Here is a 16,056-nt window from a genome sequence, read left to right as displayed (position 1 = left end):
CCTCCCCCGCCGCCCCCGGGGGGGGTGCTGTGTTTCCCCCCCACCCCCCCCCCCCCCGCCGCGGGACGCGTCCGCGTCGCGCATGACGAAGGGGCGGTGTTTCACGTGAAACACCGCCCCTTCGTCATGGCATGAGCCAGAGCGCTACTTGGTCTCCTTCAGGCAGAGCACCACGTCGTGGCCGCCGCCGTACTGAACGTAGGAGATCGTCGCATCGGTGACGGCCTTGCACTTGTCCTCGTCCGAGGAGCCGTCGAACTTCTGGACCACCTTGTACTGCGCGCCGCTGGAGGAGCAGTCGACCTCCTTGAGGTCCGCCTTGTCCATCGAGCCGTCGTTGTGCATGCACGAGCCGACCGAGGTGGTCTCGGCGTCGTCGCGCGTCAGGAACCAGCCCGCGCCGAACTTGATCAGGGCCACGATCACGGCGACGACGATGAGGCCGATGATGCGCAGGGCCTTCTTGCCTATGCGCTTGCCCGCGGGCGCCGGCGGCGGCGGAACCGGCGCACCCTGCTGCGGGGGATACGGCATTCCCTGCTGCGGGGGGTACGGCGTTCCCTGCGACGGCGGGTACGGCGCTCCTTGCTGCGGCGGGAACGGGGGGTACGGCTGCGCGACTCCCGGCTGACCGGGCTGCCCCACCGGAGGGGTGGGCGCCTGGGCATATGGGTTGTGGCCCTGGGGCGGCGGAGTGGTCACGTGGGAGTCCCCCTAGTGCGTGGGCGCCATGACGCGAACATGGCGTCGAAGTAAGACGCACGTAAGGTACAGCCGCCCGCCGATGATCTCGTACCGCGCTAGGAGTCTGTGTCCCTGATGTGACACTTACTGGCTCTCAAACCGTGCCATAGCCGCCGCAACCGCGGCGGCGACGTACGCCGAAGCCCCCGGCCCGCGCACGCTTGACGTGCACGGACCGGGGGCTTCAGCGCTGGCAGGAGCGGTGCGCGGGAGCGCTCAGCTCTCGACGTCGCCGCGGATGAACTTCTCGACGTTCTCCCGGGCCTCGTCGTCGAAGTACTGCACCGGCGGGGACTTCATGAAGTACGAGGAGGCCGACAGGATCGGGCCGCCGATGCCGCGGTCCTTGGCGATCTTGGCGGCGCGCAGGGCGTCGATGATGACACCCGCGGAGTTCGGGGAGTCCCAGACCTCGAGCTTGTACTCCAGGTTCAGCGGGACGTCGCCGAAGGCGCGGCCCTCCAGGCGGACGTAGGCCCACTTGCGGTCGTCGAGCCAGGCCACGTAGTCGGACGGGCCGATGTGGACGTTCTTCTCGCCGAGGTCCCGGTCGGGGATCTGGGAGGTGACGGCCTGCGTCTTGGAGATCTTCTTGGACTCCAGGCGCTCGCGCTCGAGCATGTTCTTGAAGTCCATGTTGCCGCCGACGTTGAGCTGCATCGTGCGGTCCAGGACGACGCCCCGGTCCTCGAACAGCTTGGCCATGACGCGGTGCGTGATGGTGGCGCCGACCTGCGACTTGATGTCGTCGCCGACGATCGGGACGCCGGCCTCGGTGAACTTGTCCGCCCACTCCTTGGTGCCGGCGATGAAGACCGGGAGGGCGTTGACGAAGGCGACCTTGGCGTCGATGGCGCACTGGGCGTAGAACTTCGCCGCAGCCTCGGAGCCCACGGGCAGGTAGCAGACCAGGACGTCGACGCGCTGGTCCTTGAGGACCTGGACGACGTCGACGGGCTCGTCGGCGGACTCCTCGATGGTGGCGCGGTAGTACTTACCGAGGCCGTCGAGGGTGTGGCCGCGCTGGACCGTCACACCGGCGGAGGGGACGTCGCAGATCTTGATGGTGTTGTTCTCCGACGCGCCGATGGCGTCCGCGAGGTCGAGGCCGACCTTCTTCGCGTCGACGTCGAATGCGGCGACGAACTCGACGTCCCGCACGTGGTAGTCGCCGAACTGCACGTGCATCAGGCCCGGGACCTTGGACGCCGGGTCGGCGTCCTTGTAGTACTCGACGCCCTGCACCAGCGATGCGGCGCAGTTGCCCACGCCGACGATGGCTACGCGAACCGAACCCATTCCGGTTGCTCCCTGTGTGTACTCGGTGAAGTCCCGACGGGACCTCACGTGGCGGTGTCGTCGGGCGTATCCGGCCGGGAGGAATCCCCGGACCGGGGCAGGCCGCCCGTCGTTCCAGATGTGGTGTCCTGCTGAGCGGAACCGGATCCTCCGGAGGCGGGGCCCTGGAGGACCCGCCCGGCCCGTTCGCTCTCGATGAGCTCGTTCAGCCAGCGCACTTCGCGCTCCACGGACTCCATTCCGTGGCGCTGGAGCTCAAGGGTGTAGTCGTCGAGGCGCTCCCGGGTGCGCGCCAAGGAGGCGCGCATCTTCTCCAGGCGCTCCTCCAGCCGGCTGCGGCGGCCCTCGAGCACACGCACGCGGACGTCGCGCGACGTCTGCCCGAAGAAGGCGAAGCGCGCGGCGAAGTGCTCGTCGTCGTATGCGTCGGGGCCCGTCTGGGAGAGCAGCTCCTCGAAGTGCTCCTTGCCCTCCGCCGTCAGCCGGTAGACGATCTTGGCGCGCCGCCCCGCGAGCGGAGCGGCGACGGCGTCCTCGGTGGTGTTTCCCGGTTCCTCCGTCAACCAGCCGTTGGCGACAAGCGTCTTGAGGCAGGGATAGAGCGTCCCGTAGCTGAACGCGCGGAACACACCCAGTGACGTATTGAGTCGTTTGCGCAGCTCGTAGCCGTGCATCGGAGACTCGCGGAGCAGCCCGAGTACGGCGAACTCAAGGATTCCGGAACGCCGGCCCACAGTCGCCTCCTCTCTGCCGCGACCCGCGGGCGGCCGGTGCCGCCGGGGTGCCGTGACGATGCTTATCTCGCGCTGATGTATCGACTCGATACATCCAGACGATAGAACGACCTCGCGTCCGCGACAAGAGCGGGGATCGTGAACGGGATCACATCGCGGTTTCAGTGCGGGCAAGTTGCCTGGTTTGGGATGAACTTCGGAGCACGTGAGGGTGTGGCGGTGCGTAGTCTGTGCGCCATGCAGACCACCGGGAACCGAGCGGCGCCGGGGGGCGTCCTCGTCCTCGGCGCAGTACGGGTGAATGCGCGACCGACCACATCCGTACTTCGGGGGGACCGGAAACCAGCCGCCGTTTCCAGGCGCACGGGTGCGCCTGCCCGAGGAGTAATCGTTCGATGAGCGAGCACCGTCGCAAACCGCCGCAGCCGCAGGGAGGCGGACGTGCCGCGGCCCGGCGTGGCCAGTCCGGTCCGTCCTCCGGCCGCCGTGCGGCACCGCGAGGCGCCACCGGATCTCCCGCCGACTCCGCTGAGTCGTCCGCGTCGACGTCCTATGCGTCCGGCCTGTACGGCGCGGGGGGTGAGCAGCGTCCGCCCGGCGGACGCGCCGAGGCCCGCCGGGCCGCGCAGCGCAACGCCGGCCGGCGCAGAGGGACCGGGCCCGCGGGCCCGAACGGACCCGGCCGCGGACGCGCGGCGGCACCCGCCGGCCGGCGGATCATCGACTACCCGCGGGCGGGCAAGTACGGCTGGCGGCGGTGGACGCCGTCCTGGAAGCTCGTGTCGGGCCTGGTCATCGGCTTCGTCGGCAGCCTCGTTGCGGTGGCGGGGATCGGCTACGCGATGGTGGGCATCCCTAACGTCGCCAAGACCGCGACGGCGCAGAACAACGTCTTCTACTGGTCCGACGACAGCGAGATGGTGCGGACGGGCGGTGAGATCAACCGCCAGGTGCTCAACTACGAGGACATCCCGGCGGACATGCGCTACGCCGTCATCTCGCAGGAGAACAAGACCTTCGAGACCGACTCCGGCGTCGACCCGACGGGCATCGCGCGCGCCGTGCTCAACATGGCGCGGGGCGGCCAGACACAGGGTGGATCGACCATCACCCAGCAGTACGTCAAGAACGCGATGCTCAACGACCAGTCGCAGACCATCTCCCGCAAGTTCAAGGAGATCTTCGTCGCGATCAAGGTCGGCGCCCGGATCCCCAAGTCGGAGATCATGGCCGGCTACCTCAACTCCGCCTACTACGGGCGGGGGGCCTACGGCCTCCAGGCGGCCTCGCGCGCCTACTTCAACGAGGACGCCAAGCACCTGAACGCCGGTGAGTGCGCCTTCCTCGCGGCGATGCTCAAGGGCGCCACGTACTTCGACCCGGCGGGCTCCACGTCCATCGACCCGGCGGCCACGCCCGAGGCCAACAAGAGGCGTGCCCAGATCCAGATGCAGAACACCCTGGACAAGATGGTCCAATACGGTCATCTGAACGCCGCGGAGCGGGACAAGTACCGGGGGCTGCCCAGGTGGCAGAACCCGCGGTCGAACACCCGGCTGAGCGGCCAGGTCGGGTACCTCGTCGACCTCGCCAAGGGCTATCTCATCCACAACTCGAACATCACCGCCGACGACCTCCAGCGGGGCGGGTACGAGATCCACACGACCTTCGACAAGAAGAAGGTCGAGCAGTTGGAGACGTCGGTCAAGAAGGTCCAGCAGGCGAACATCAAGCCCCAGCAGCGTCCTAAGACGGACACGCACGTCCAGTTCGGCGGGGCCTCGGTCAACCCGTCCACGGGCGCTCTGGTGGCGATCTACGGCGGCGAGGACGCCACTCGGCACTTCACGGACAACGCCGACGCCACGGGTGCGCAGGTGGGGTCGACGTTCAAGCCGTTCGTGCTGGCCGCGGCGATGCGGGACGGCGTCCGCGATCCGAACGGCGACCCGACGCAGGCGCAGGACGAACGCACGCAGGTCTCGCCGCGGAGCCGGTTCAGCGGCCAGAACAATCTCAAGATCAAGAACTACGACGGGACCGTCTGGAAGAACGAGAAGGGCAAGGAGTGGCTCCAGAGCAATGACGGCCACGAGTCCTACGGCGCCGCGCCGAGCCACATGATCGATCTCCGAGAGGCGATGCGGGAGTCGGTCAACTCCGCCTTCGTGCAACTCGGCATGGACGTCGGCCTGGACAAGGTCAAGCAGGCCGCGCTGGACGCGGGCCTGAAGCAGGACAGCCTGGCCGGCACGACCTTCCCGTCCTTCTCCATCGGCATCTCCGACCCCAGCGCCATCCGCATGGCGGGCGCCTACGCGACGTTCGCCGCCAGCGGCAAGCAGAACGAGCCGTTCTCGGTCCGCTACGTCAAGAGCCAGAAGGGGAAGGTCTACACGCACGAGGCGAAGCCCAAGCAGGCCTTCACCGACAAGGTCGCCGACAACGTCACCGACGTGCTGCGGACCGTGGTCGAGAAGGGCACGGGCACCAACGCCAAGCTGCCCGGCCGCCAGGTAGCCGGCAAGACCGGCACCACGGACGGCAACAGGTCCGCCTGGTTCATCGGCTACACCCCGCAACTGTCCACCGCGGTCGGCATGTTCCGGCTCGACGACGACGCCGGGAACAAGGCACGCAGGTTCGAGGAGATGTACGGAACGGGCGGCCAGAGGAAGATCCACGGCGCCTCCTTCCCGGCCGAGATCTGGCACGACTACATGTTCCAGGCGCTCCAGGGCCAGCCGGCCGAGCCCTTCCCGGCGCCGCAGCCCATCGGCCAGATCGTCAACCCCGCGCCGAGCCCGACGCCCACTCCGTCCCCCACGCCGACCCCGTCGCCCAGTCCGACGCCGTCGCCCTCCCCCAGCAAGACGCAGCCCAGCCCGTCGCCCACCCCGACCCCGTCGAACTGCGGCTTCTTCGGCTGCACCGACGGCGGCGGCCAGAACGGCGGCAACGGCGGCAACGGCGGAAATGGGGGCAACGGAGGGAACGGCGGCAACGGGGGCAACGGCGGTGCGGACGGCGGCGTCCCGTCCCCGACGCCCACCGAGCCCGGCGGCACCACCTCCGGCAACGGCAACGGGGGCACCAGCCGGGGCGGCGGCGGAGGCTGGTTCGGAGGCACGAACAACTAGCGGCGCCCTGTCGCCGAGGGCGTTTCACGTGAAACACGGGCCGCCGCACCAGCACGGTGCGGCGGCCCGCCGCGTAGACCCGGACGCGTACGGCAGGATGGCGGCATGCCCAGTGCTGAATCGACGCAAGCGAGCGCCCACGAGCCCGAGCCCGGTCCGGTGCGGCCGACGCGGGAAGACGAGGTCGCCGCGGCCGGCAGCGAGCTGATCGGCGGCCCGCTCGGGCGGCACGCCCTGCTGGGGACCTCCTGGTGGACTCCGGTGCGCGTCGTCGTCCTCGTCGCGATCGGCATGTTCGCCCTCGGCCTGGTCCAGAAAGCGCCCTGCTACCACAGCGCCTGGTTCTTCGGGGCCAGCTCGCAGTACACGAAGGCCTGCTACTCGGACATCCCGCACCTCTATCAGGGGCGCGGGTTCGCCGACGGTCTCGTGCCCTACTTCGACAAGCTCACCGGCGACATGCCGTACCTCGAGTATCCAGTGCTCACCGGCGTGTTCATGGAGGTCGCCTCCTGGCTGACGCCGCACAGCGGCAGCATGCAGCACCAGGAGCAGTGGTACTGGATGGCCAACGCCGGGATGCTGATGGCGTGCGCGGCGGTCATCGCCGTCTGCGTGGCCCGGACGCACGCCCGGCGGCCGTGGGACGGGCTGCTGGTGGCCCTGGCGCCCGCCTTCGCGCTGACCGCCACCATCAACTGGGACCTGCTGGCGGTCGCCCTGACGGCCGCCGCGATGCTCATGTGGTCCCGGCGGCGCCCCGTCGCCTTCGGCGTCCTGCTGGGGCTCGCCACGGCCGCCAAGCTCTACCCGATCTTCCTGCTCGGCCCGTTGTTCGTGCTGTGCTGGCGAGCGGGCCGGTGGCGGGAATTCGGCAAGGCCGCGGCCGGCGCGGCGGTCGCCTGGCTCGCGGTGAACCTTCCGGTGCTGGCGCTCGCCCCCGACGGCTGGTGGCAGTTCTACAAGTTCAGTCACGACCGGGGCGTCGACTTCGGCTCCTTCTGGCTCATCTGGTCCCAGAGCTCGACCGAGCCGCCCAGCACCGACTTCGTGAACACCGTCGCCACGTTGCTGGTCGTGCTGTGCTTCCTCGGCATCGCGGCGCTGACGCTCATGGCCCCGCGCCGGCCGCGCTTCGCCCAGCTCGCCTTCCTCGTCGTGGCGGCCTTCATCCTCACCAACAAGGTCTACTCGCCGCAGTACGTGCTGTGGCTGGTGCCGCTCGCGGTGCTGGCCCGCCCGAAGTGGCGGGACTTCCTGATCTGGCAGGCGTGCGAAGTGGCGTACTTCCTCGGGATCTGGCTGTACCTCGCCTACACGACCAGCGGCGACGCCCACAAGGGTCTGCCGACCGACGGCTACCACTGGGCGATCGTGGCGCACCTGGCGGGGACGCTGTACCTGTGCGCGGTCGTCGTCCGCGACGTCCTGCTGCCGGAGCGGGACGTGGTGCGCCGGGCGGGGGACGACGATCCCTCGGGCGGTGTGCTCGACGGCGCTCCGGACGTCTTCGTGCTGGGCGCCGCGGCCCAGCGGCGGCCCTCGGCGAGCGGGTTCGAGGGGACCGCGGTGGAGTGGGGCCGCCGCCCCGCGGCGCCTCCCGAGGGTCGTTCGCTCTGAGCGAACACCGGGCGAAGCGGCCCGAGTACGCGAGCGAGAGGCGGCGCCCGGGATACCCCGGGCGCCGCCTCTCGCGTGATCAGCGGTCGTCGTGCCCGCTCAGCGGTCCATGATGCGGTCGAACTGCGTGGTGGTGTGCCGCAGATGGGCCACCAGCTCGTCGCCGACCCTCGGCTCCTCGGCGTCCGAGGGCACGAACAGGATGGAGACCTGCATGTGCGGCGGCTCGGCGAACCAGCGCTGCCGTCCGTCCCAGACGAACGGCGACAGGTTGCGGTTCACCGTGGCGAGGCCGGCGCGGGCGACCCCCTTGGCGCGCGGCATGACGCCGTGCAGCGCCTTGGGCGCCTCCAGCCCCACTCCGTGCGACGTGCCGCCCGCCACGACCACCAGGAAGCCGTCGGAGGCGGCCTTCTGCTGGCGGTAGCCGAAGCGGTCGCCCTTGGACACGCGGGTGACGTCCAGGACGGCGCCCCGGTACTCGGTGGCCTCGTGGTCCCCGAGCCACAGCCGCGTGCCGATGCGGGCGCGGAACCGGGTCTGCGGGAACTGCTGCCGGAGCCGGGCCAGTTCGTCCGCCTTGAGATGGCTGACGAACAGCGTGTGCAGCGGCAGCCGTGCCGCACGCAGCCGGTCCATCCAGCCGATGACCTCCTCGACGGCGTCCGAGCCGTCGGTGCGGTCCAGCGGCAGGTGGATGGCGAAGCCCTCCAGCCGCACGTTCTCGATCGCGGCGTGCAGGTGCGGAAGGTCCTGCTCGCTGACGCCGTGTCGCTTCATCGAGGACATCACCTCGATGACGACACGCGCCCCGACCAGGCCGTACACCCCGTCGACCGACGACACCGAGCGGATCACCCGGTCGGGCAGCGGCACCGGCTCCTCGCCGCGCCGGTAGGGCGTCAGCACCAGCAGGTCACCGCCGAACCAGTCCTTGATCCGCGCGGCCTCGTACGTCGTGCCCACGGCGAGGACGTCCGAGCCCAGCCGGGTCGCCTCCTCCGCCAGCCGCTCGTGGCCGAAGCCGTAGCCGTTGCCCTTGCAGACCGGGACCAGGCCCGGGAACTGCTCCTGCACGTGCTTGTGATGCGCCCGCCAGCGCGCGGTGTCGACGTAAAGCGTGAGCGCCATGGCCGGACCTGAGACCTTTCTGGTGTCTGCGTGTCGCAGGAGTAGGGGATGGTCGACGATGTCTCAGCGGAGACCGGACGAATGAGAGGGATCAGAGGGACAAGAGGAGACGAGAGACCGAGCGGACGAGAGGGCCGGGAAGGGACGATGCGGCCGACGGACGAGGAACGCCGGGTCAGCGACGGGACATGTAGATGTCGAGCGCCTTGTGGAGCAGCTTGTTCAGCGGGAAGTCCCACTCGCCGAGGTACTCCGCGGCCTGTCCGCCGGTGCCGACCTTGAACTGGATCAGGCCGAAGAGGTGGTCGGTCTCGTCCAGCGAGTCGGAGATGCCGCGCAGGTCGTAGACCGTCGCGCCGAGGGCGTAGGCGTCGCGCAGCATTCGCCACTGCATCGCGTTGGACGGCCGGACCTCGCGGCCGATGTTGTCGGAGGCGCCGTAGGAATACCAGACGTGGCCGCCGACCACCAGCATCGTCGCCGCGGCCAGGTTCACGCCGTTGTGCCGGGCGAAGTACAGCCGCATGCGGTTGGGGTCCTCGCTGTTGAGGGCCGTCCACATGCGCTCGAAGTACGACTGCGGGCGGGGCCGGAAGTGGTCGCGGACCGCCGTGATCTCGTACAGCCGCTGCCACTCTCCCAGGTCGTGGTAGCCGCCCTGGACGACCTCGACGCCCGCCTTCTCGGCCTTCTTGATGTTGCGGCGCCACAACTGGTTGAAGTTCTTGTGCACTTCCTCCAGAGAGCGGTTGGCCAGCGGCACCTGGAAGACGTAGCGGGGCTGGACGTCGCCGAAGCCCGCGCCGCCGTCCTCGCCCTGCTGCCAGCCCATCCGGCGCAGTTTGTCGGCGACCTCGAAGGCCCGGGGCTCGATGAAGTCGGCCTCCAGATCGCGCAGCCGCTTGACGTCCGCGTCCTGGATGCCCTTCTTGATGGTCTCGGCGCTCCAGCGCCGGATCACCACAGGCGGCCCCATCTTCACCGAGAAGGCGCCCTGCTGCTTCAGGTGCGCCAGCATCGGCTGGAGCCAGTCGTCGAGGTTCGGCGCGTACCAGTTGATGACCGGGCCCTCGGGCAGGTAGGCGAGGTAGCGCTTGATCTTGGGAAGCTGCCGGTACAGCACGAGGCCGGCGCCGACCAGTTCGCCGGTGCGCTCGTCGAACCAGCCCAGGTTCTCCGAGCGCCACTCCGCCTTCACGTCCGCCCACGCCGGGACCTGCATGTGACTCGCCGCCGGCAGGCTCTGGATGTAGGCCAGATGCTGCTCGCGACTGATGGTCCTCAGGGTCAGGCTCATTCGGGGCGCTCCTCGGGCTGGCGTGTCCCCATGGGTTCAGGGGCTCCGGCTCTCGCGCCGAAGCCTACTGCGCCCCGGGGAGCGCGCACTCTGGCCGTACGCGGCCGGCGCCGCGGGCCGTAGGGGGGCGGGGTCGCTCCCCGGGCGTCCCGGACGGCGCCCGCCGGCCTCCGCGGGCGCCGTCCGGTACGGGAACGGCCGGTGTGCCCGGCGGCGTCACATGACGAGGCCGCCGAAGAGGCCGCCGTGGGCCATCCCGAGGAAGAAGCCGATCGCGGAGGCGCCCAGGCCGAGGATCAGCCCGAAGCGCTCGCGGGTGGTCACGGAGATCCACTGGCCGTACGCGCCAGTGGCGATGCCGGCCAGCCCCGTCCAGGAGCTCAGCAGATGCAGGCCGTGGAAGAACAGGCCGGTGACGAACGCCAGCACGCCCAGCACCAGAGTCACCGCGAGAAGGGTCTCCTGGAGAAGGTGGCGTTTGCCGTCGGTGGCGAAGAGGCCGCTGCTGCCGCTCGCGGCGGTGTTCGGTCGCATCGTCTGTGCCATGGGCACCTCCTGCGAAAGGCGGCGCATGGTAGCGCCGTGCACACCCGAGGTGTCCAGACTGCCGGGTCCTGCGACCCGATTTCAACCGGAAGCCGGGGTGCGGGTAGTGTGTACCGTCTGCACTCGTGTCTGCCCCGACTGAAGCCGGTCCAACCTGGCGACGGTCCGGTGGCGGCTTGGCGACCATCCGGTGCGGCCTTAGGCCGACCCCGATTGTCAGTGCCGGCTGATTCACTGAACCGGTCAGCACGATTGCGCACGCATCGCAACCCTCCTGCCACGGAACGACCGTGGCCGCTGAGTCCAAAGGAGGTGGGTTCCACATGCGTCACTACGAGGTGATGGTCATCCTCGACCCCGATCTCGAGGAGCGCTCTGTCTCCCCGCTGATCGAGAACTTCCTCTCTGTCGTCCGTGACGGCGGCGGAAAGGTCGAGAAGGTCGACACCTGGGGCCGTCGTCGTCTCTCGTACGAGATCAAGAAGAAGCCCGAGGGCATCTACTCGGTCATCGACCTCCAGGCCGTGCCTGCGGTCGTCAAGGAGCTCGACCGCCAGATGAACCTGAACGAGTCGGTCCTCCGGACCAAGGTCCTCCGCCCCGAGACCCACTGAGCCCTCCCGCTCAGCCGGCCTCGGGAACCGAGAAGCAACACCAGCAGCCAGCAGCAAACCCGCCGAGAGGTACCCCATGGCAGGCGAGACCGTCATCACGGTCATCGGCAATCTTGTCGACGACCCCGAGCTGCGCTTCACCCCCTCCGGTGCGGCGGTCGCGAAGTTCCGCGTCGCGTCCACGCCCCGCACCTTCGATCGCCAGACGAACGAGTGGAAGGACGGCGAAAGCCTCTTCCTGACCTGCTCGGTCTGGCGCCAGGCGGCGGAGAACGTCGCCGAGTCGCTCCAGCGAGGCATGCGCGTCATCGTGCAGGGCCGGCTGAAGCAGCGGTCCTACGAGGACCGTGAGGGCGTCAAGCGCACGGTCTACGAGCTGGACGTCGACGAGGTCGGCGCCAGCCTGCGCAGCGCCACCGCCAAGGTCACCAAGTCCTCCGGCGGCGCTCGCGGCGGCCAGGGCGGTTACGGCGGCGGTGGCGGCCAGGGCGGTGGCGGCTGGGGCGGCGGCTCCGGCGGCGGCCAGCAGGGCGGCGGCGCTCCCGCCGACGACCCGTGGGCGACCGGCGCTCCCGCCGGTGGCAACCAGGGCGGCGGCGGTTGGGGCGGCGGCTCCGGCAACTCTGGCGGCGGTGGCGGCTACTCGGACGAGCCCCCCTTCTAGTCCCGGGGACCGGTTCCCCCGGTCCGGGCGAAGGCGGGCCGCACCCCACTTCTTGATCACACAGGAGAAACATCATGGCGAAGCCGCCTGTGCGCAAGCCTAAGAAGAAGGTCTGCGCATTCTGCAAGGACAAGGTCACGTACGTGGACTACAAGGACACGAACATGCTGCGGAAGTTCATTTCCGACCGCGGCAAGATCCGTGCCCGCCGCGTGACCGGCAACTGCACGCAGCACCAGCGTGACGTCGCCACGGCAGTCAAGAACAGCCGTGAGATGGCGCTGCTGCCCTACACCTCCACCGCGCGATAAGGGAAGGGTGAGCCATTCATGAAGATCATCCTGACCCACGAGGTCTCCGGCCTCGGCGCCGCGGGCGAGGTCGTCGACGTCAAGGACGGTTACGCTCGCAACTACCTGATCCCGCGGAAGTTCGCCATCCGCTGGACCAAGGGCGGCGAGAAGGACGTCGAGCAGATCCGTCGTGCTCGCAAGATCCACGAGATCCAGACCATCGAGCAGGCCAACCAGATCAAGGCCCAGCTCGAGGGCGTGAAGGTCCGCCTGGCCGTTCGCTCCGGCGACGCCGGTCGTCTCTTCGGTTCCGTCACCCCGGCCGACGTCGCTTCCGCGATCAAGGCCGCCGGCGGTCCCGAGGTCGACAAGCGCCGCATCGAGCTGGGCGCGCCGATCAAGACCCTGGGCGCCCACGAGACGTCCGTGCGTCTGCACCCCGAGGTCGCGGCCAAGGTCGCCGTCGAGGTCGTCGCGGGCTGATCGCCGTACTCGGCCGCATCGGCTAGCAGAGGGCCGCACTCCACTGGGGTGCGGCCCTTCTGCGCGCCACGTTTCACGTGAAACGTGCGGCGGCTCGAGGCGGACGCGTGTCCTCCTGCTGGGCGCGCTCGGCTCGGCACGCACGCTCGGCTCGGCACTCGCCCTCAGTTCGGGATGCACGCTCAGCTCGGCGTGCCCTTCGGCTCAGCGCGTGGCGCCGGTCACCAGCCAGCGGCCCGAGCGGGCCCGCAGCCACAGCGTGAGCATGCGCACGAGCATCATCAGTGCCATCGCTCCCCACAGCGCGGTGAGTCCCCCGCCGAGGAGCGGCACCATGAGCGCGGCCGGGGCGAAGACCGCGAGGGTGACCAGCATGGCGCCGGCGAGGTAGGGGCCGTCGCCCGCGCCCATCAGCACGCCGTCGAGGATGAAGACGACTCCGCAGACGGGCTGGGAGAGCGCCACCACCAGCAGTGCGGGGAGGGCGGTGGCCTTCACGGCGGAGTCGCCGGTGAACAGGGGCAGGAGCACCGGGCGCCCCACGATGACCAGCAGGCCGAGCACCGCGCCCACCGCGATGCCCCACTGGACCATGCGGCGGCAGACGTTCCGGGCCCCTTCGGCGTCCTCGGCGCCCAGGAAGCGGCCGATGATGGCCTGCCCGGCGATCGCGAAGGCGTCGAGCGCGAAGGCGAGCAGGCTCCACAGGGACAGGACGATCTGATGGGCGGCCATCTCGGCGTCTCCGAGGCGGGCCGCGACCGCCGTGGCGATCATCAGGACCGCGCGCAGGGAGAGCGTGCGGATGAGCAGGGGCACTCCGGCCTGGGCCGATGCTCTGATCCCGGCGGCGTCCGGGCGCAGAGACGCCCCGTGCCCGCGGGCGCCGCGCACCACGACGACGAGGTAGACGGCGGCCATCCCGCACTGGGCGATGACGGTTCCCCAGGCGGAGCCGGCGATGCCGAGCCGGGCGCCGTAGACGAGGCCCGCGTTGAGGGCGGCGTTGGCGACGAAGCCCGCGACGGCCACGGCGAGCGGCGTCCGCGTGTCCTGGAGTCCGCGCAGCACGCCGGTGGCGGCGAGCACGACGAGCATGGCCGGGATCCCCAGGGCGGAGATCCGCAGGTAGGTCGTCGCATACGGAGCGGCCGTGTGCGAGGCGCCGAAGAGGTCCACAAGGGCCGGGGCGGCGGGCAGCACTACCGCGATGACGGCGGCGCCGAGCAGCAGCGCCAGCCAGATGCCGTCCATGCCCTGGCGGATGGCGGCCCGGCGGTCGCCCGCGCCCACGCGCCGGGCGACGGCGGCTGTGGTGGCGTAGGCGAGGAACACGAAGACGCTGACGGCGGTCGTGAGCAGGGCCGAGGCGACACCGAGTCCCGCGAGCTGCGCCGTGCCCAGGTGGCCGACGATCGCACTGTCGGCCATCACGAAGAGGGGCTCGGCGACGAGTGCCCCGAAGGCCGGGACGGCCAGCGCGACGATCTCTCGGTCGTGCCGGTGCCGGGCGCTTGTGCGGGGCGCGGGGGCCTGTGTCATGGGCTTCAATCTAATCGTCCACAGGTAAGAGACGCAAAACACTTGAGACTCTTACTTGACGTTGTGTCCTGCGCACTTGTGCGCACCGTTCGAAGGGATCTTGGCCCGAGTCGGAAAGTTTTTCTTCTGCACAGCCGGTGGACGGGAAAACCGCAGCTCAGAGCGGCCTTCACAAAAAAGGGGAGGACTTGTTCACAGTGCTGTCCACCGGGTCGTGCACAGGTTTCGGCGAGTTCTCCACAGAACCGGGTCGGTCGTCCACATGGCCTGTGGATAACCAGATTGGCTGACGGTGCCCGGGGGCCTACCGTGGTCCGGCGTCCCGCTCCGTTCGCCTGCTGGCGAACGGTCGGAGAACGACGCGCCGGAAGCGGAGTCGGGCTGCTCGATGTGTCAGTGCCGTGCCGTAGAAATGACGAGCACGGCGAGGTCCGCTCGGCGGACGGGAGGAGGTCGCTCGGTGAGCATTTCCGAGCCCTTGGACGACCCGTGGGCCGACAGCGGACCCGGGGACCGCCTTCCCGCGTCCCGGCGCCGCCCCGACCACGGCCGGGGCCGTGACGAGCAGCACGACCGCGGCCAGGACGACGGCAAGTGGGACGGCGGCGGCTCGTCCTTCGAGCGGGTCCCGCCCCAGGACCTCGACGCGGAGCAGTCCGTCCTCGGCGGCATGCTCCTGTCCAAGGACGCCATCGCCGACGTCGTCGAGGTCCTCAAGGGCCACGACTTCTACAAGCCCGCACACGAGACGATCTACCAGGCAGTCCTGGACGTCTACGCCAAGGGCGAGCCGGCCGACCCCATCACCATCGCCGCCGAGCTGACCAAGCGCGGCGAGATCAACCGGGTCGGCGGGGCCTCGTACCTGCACTCCCTCGTGCAGACCGTCCCCACGGCGGCCAACGCCGCGTACTACGCGGCGATCGTGCACGAGCGCGCGGTCCTGCGCCGCCTGGTCGAGGCGGGCACGCGGATCACGCAGATGGGATACGCGGCCGACGACGACGTCGACGAGATCGTCAACCGCGCCCAGGCCGAGATCTACGCGGTCACCGAGCAGCGCACCAGCGAGGACTACCTGCCGCTGGGCGACATCATGGAGGGCGCTCTCGACGAGATCGAGGCCATCGGCTCGCGCAGCGGCGAGATGACCGGTGTGCCCACCGGGTTCACCGACTTCGACTCGCTGACCAACGGCCTGCACCCGGGCCAGATGATCGTCATCGCCGCCCGTCCCGCGATGGGCAAGTCGACGCTCGCGCTGGACTTCGCGCGCGCGGCGTCGATCAAGAACAATCTGCCGAGCGTGGTCTTCTCGCTGGAGATGGGCCGCAACGAGATCGCGATGCGCCTGCTGTCCGCCGAGGCCCGCGTCGCGCTGCACCACATGCGCTCGGGCACCATGACCGACGAGGACTGGACGCGGCTGGCCCGCCGCATGCCGGACGTCTCGGCGGCGCCGCTGTACATCGACGACTCCCCGAATCTGTCGATGATGGAGATCCGCGCCAAGTGCCGGCGCCTGAAGCAGCGCAACGACCTCAAGCTGGTCGTCATCGACTACCTCCAGCTCATGCAGTCCGGCGGCTCCAAGCGGGCCGAGAGCCGCCAGCAGGAGGTCTCGGACATGTCCCGTAACCTCAAGCTGCTGGCCAAGGAGCTGGAGCTCCCGGTCATCGCGCTCTCCCAGCTCAACCGCGGCCCCGAACAGCGCACCGACAAGAAGCCGATGGTCTCCGACCTGCGCGAGTCCGGCTCCATCGAGCAGGACGCCGACATGGTCATCCTGCTGCACCGCGAGGACGCCTACGAGAAGGAGTCGCCCCGCGCCGGCGAGGCCGACCTGATCGTCGCCAAGCACCGAAACGGCCCGACCGCCACGATCACAGTCGCCTTCCAGGGCCACTACTCGCGCTTCGTGGACATGGCGCAGACCTGATCAGGGCGTT

At 69.7% G+C, this 16,056-nt stretch carries 14 protein-coding genes; 7 read left to right on the top strand and 7 right to left on the bottom strand.

Translation table 11 applies throughout. From position 1 onward, the window contains the following. Positions 1-144: 144 nt before the first annotated feature. From ABZ861_RS16040 to ABZ861_RS16030, 3 genes are all read right to left on the bottom strand, one after another. Entirely contained in the window at positions 145-534 is a 390-nt protein-coding gene (locus ABZ861_RS16040; RefSeq protein WP_361629910.1) for a hypothetical protein, read from the bottom strand. Between the two features lie 426 nt (positions 535-960). After that, complete coding sequence (locus tag ABZ861_RS16035) at positions 961-2,043, bottom strand: inositol-3-phosphate synthase (protein ID WP_361629906.1); 1,083 nt, start codon at positions 2,041-2,043, stop codon at positions 961-963. A gap of 44 nt (positions 2,044-2,087) precedes the next feature. Then, complete coding sequence (locus ABZ861_RS16030; protein WP_361629903.1) at positions 2,088-2,777, bottom strand: PadR family transcriptional regulator; 690 nt, start codon at positions 2,775-2,777, stop codon at positions 2,088-2,090. Positions 2,778-3,172: 395 nt separating this feature from the next. On the opposite strand from ABZ861_RS16030, the gene ABZ861_RS16025 reads away from it, so the two are divergent. Both ABZ861_RS16025 and ABZ861_RS16020 read left to right on the top strand, forming a co-directional pair. Continuing rightward, entirely contained in the window at positions 3,173-5,917 is a 2,745-nt protein-coding gene (locus ABZ861_RS16025; protein ID WP_361629900.1) for a transglycosylase domain-containing protein, read from the top strand. 105 nt (positions 5,918-6,022) lie between these two features. Continuing rightward, entirely contained in the window at positions 6,023-7,537 is a 1,515-nt protein-coding gene (locus tag ABZ861_RS16020) for a glycosyltransferase 87 family protein (RefSeq protein WP_361629897.1), read from the top strand. Between the two features lie 99 nt (positions 7,538-7,636). Here the strand turns inward: ABZ861_RS16020 and ABZ861_RS16015 are convergent, their stop codons facing one another. The 3 genes from ABZ861_RS16015 to ABZ861_RS16005 form a co-directional block, all read right to left on the bottom strand. Further along, entirely contained in the window at positions 7,637-8,668 is a 1,032-nt protein-coding gene (locus tag ABZ861_RS16015) for an alanine racemase (protein ID WP_361629894.1), read from the bottom strand. A 175-nt stretch (positions 8,669-8,843) separates the two neighbouring features. Then, positions 8,844-9,965 carry a peptidoglycan bridge formation glycyltransferase FemX gene (gene femX, locus ABZ861_RS16010; protein WP_361629891.1) on the bottom strand — a complete coding sequence of 374 codons (1,122 nt, stop codon included), beginning with the start codon at positions 9,963-9,965 and terminating at the stop codon, positions 8,844-8,846. A 216-nt stretch (positions 9,966-10,181) separates the two neighbouring features. After that, positions 10,182-10,511 (bottom strand): hypothetical protein, encoded by a 330-nt coding sequence (locus ABZ861_RS16005; RefSeq protein WP_361629888.1) that lies wholly within the window; start codon positions 10,509-10,511, stop codon positions 10,182-10,184. Between the two features lie 323 nt (positions 10,512-10,834). On the opposite strand from ABZ861_RS16005, the gene rpsF reads away from it, so the two are divergent. The 4 genes from rpsF (at position 10,835) to rplI (ending at position 12,565) form a co-directional block, all read left to right on the top strand. Next, entirely contained in the window at positions 10,835-11,125 is a 291-nt protein-coding gene (gene rpsF / locus ABZ861_RS16000; protein ID WP_361629885.1) for a 30S ribosomal protein S6, read from the top strand. A 76-nt stretch (positions 11,126-11,201) separates the two neighbouring features. After that, positions 11,202-11,789, top strand: coding sequence for a single-stranded DNA-binding protein (locus tag ABZ861_RS15995; protein ID WP_361629882.1), 588 nt, complete (start codon positions 11,202-11,204; stop codon positions 11,787-11,789). Between the two features lie 74 nt (positions 11,790-11,863). Continuing rightward, positions 11,864-12,100 carry a 30S ribosomal protein S18 gene (gene rpsR / locus ABZ861_RS15990; protein WP_003949403.1) on the top strand — a complete coding sequence of 79 codons (237 nt, stop codon included), beginning with the start codon at positions 11,864-11,866 and terminating at the stop codon, positions 12,098-12,100. An 18-nt stretch (positions 12,101-12,118) separates the two neighbouring features. After that, positions 12,119-12,565: a 50S ribosomal protein L9 gene (gene rplI / locus ABZ861_RS15985; RefSeq protein ID WP_361629879.1), complete on the top strand. Its 447-nt coding sequence runs from the start codon at positions 12,119-12,121 to the stop codon at positions 12,563-12,565. 204 nt (positions 12,566-12,769) lie between these two features. Here rplI and ABZ861_RS15980 read toward each other — a convergent pair whose 3' ends face one another. Further along, on the bottom strand, positions 12,770-14,107 hold the full coding sequence (locus ABZ861_RS15980) for an MATE family efflux transporter (protein ID WP_361629876.1): 1,338 nt from the start codon (positions 14,105-14,107) through the stop codon (positions 12,770-12,772). Positions 14,108-14,567: 460 nt separating this feature from the next. Here ABZ861_RS15980 and dnaB point away from each other — a divergent pair, with 460 nt between their 5' ends. Then, entirely contained in the window at positions 14,568-16,046 is a 1,479-nt protein-coding gene (gene dnaB, locus ABZ861_RS15975; RefSeq protein ID WP_361629873.1) for a replicative DNA helicase, read from the top strand. The last annotated feature ends 10 nt before the right edge of the window (positions 16,047-16,056 follow it).

It is taken from the genome of Streptomyces sp. NPDC046985 (assembly GCF_040644415.1).
In the GTDB taxonomy this organism is placed as follows: Bacteria; Actinomycetota; Actinomycetes; order Streptomycetales; family Streptomycetaceae; genus Streptomyces.
The sequence above is the reverse complement of the archived record's forward strand: the minus strand, read 5'-3'. Positions and strand labels throughout refer to the sequence as shown.

What these genes read in the sequence shown, in the direction of transcription:
- rpsF (WP_361629885.1), top strand. Translation starts at nt 10,835, where the DNA reads ATGCGTCACTACGAGGTGATGGTCATCCTCGACCCCGATCTCGAGGAG.
- ABZ861_RS16040 (WP_361629910.1), bottom strand. Translation starts at nt 534, where the DNA reads ATGCCGTATCCCCCGCAGCAGGGTGCGCCGGTTCCGCCGCCGCCGGCG.
- ABZ861_RS16035 (WP_361629906.1), bottom strand. Translation starts at nt 2,043, where the DNA reads ATGGGTTCGGTTCGCGTAGCCATCGTCGGCGTGGGCAACTGCGCCGCA.
- ABZ861_RS16020 (WP_361629897.1), top strand. Translation starts at nt 6,023, where the DNA reads ATGCCCAGTGCTGAATCGACGCAAGCGAGCGCCCACGAGCCCGAGCCC.
- ABZ861_RS16015 (WP_361629894.1), bottom strand. Translation starts at nt 8,668, where the DNA reads ATGGCGCTCACGCTTTACGTCGACACCGCGCGCTGGCGGGCGCATCAC.
- femX (WP_361629891.1), bottom strand. Translation starts at nt 9,965, where the DNA reads ATGAGCCTGACCCTGAGGACCATCAGTCGCGAGCAGCATCTGGCCTAC.
- ABZ861_RS16005 (WP_361629888.1), bottom strand. Translation starts at nt 10,511, where the DNA reads ATGGCACAGACGATGCGACCGAACACCGCCGCGAGCGGCAGCAGCGGC.
- ABZ861_RS15980 (WP_361629876.1), bottom strand. Translation starts at nt 14,107, where the DNA reads ATGACACAGGCCCCCGCGCCCCGCACAAGCGCCCGGCACCGGCACGAC.
- rpsR (WP_003949403.1), top strand. Translation starts at nt 11,864, where the DNA reads ATGGCGAAGCCGCCTGTGCGCAAGCCTAAGAAGAAGGTCTGCGCATTC.
- ABZ861_RS16025 (WP_361629900.1), top strand. Translation starts at nt 3,173, where the DNA reads ATGAGCGAGCACCGTCGCAAACCGCCGCAGCCGCAGGGAGGCGGACGT.
- ABZ861_RS15995 (WP_361629882.1), top strand. Translation starts at nt 11,202, where the DNA reads ATGGCAGGCGAGACCGTCATCACGGTCATCGGCAATCTTGTCGACGAC.
- rplI (WP_361629879.1), top strand. Translation starts at nt 12,119, where the DNA reads ATGAAGATCATCCTGACCCACGAGGTCTCCGGCCTCGGCGCCGCGGGC.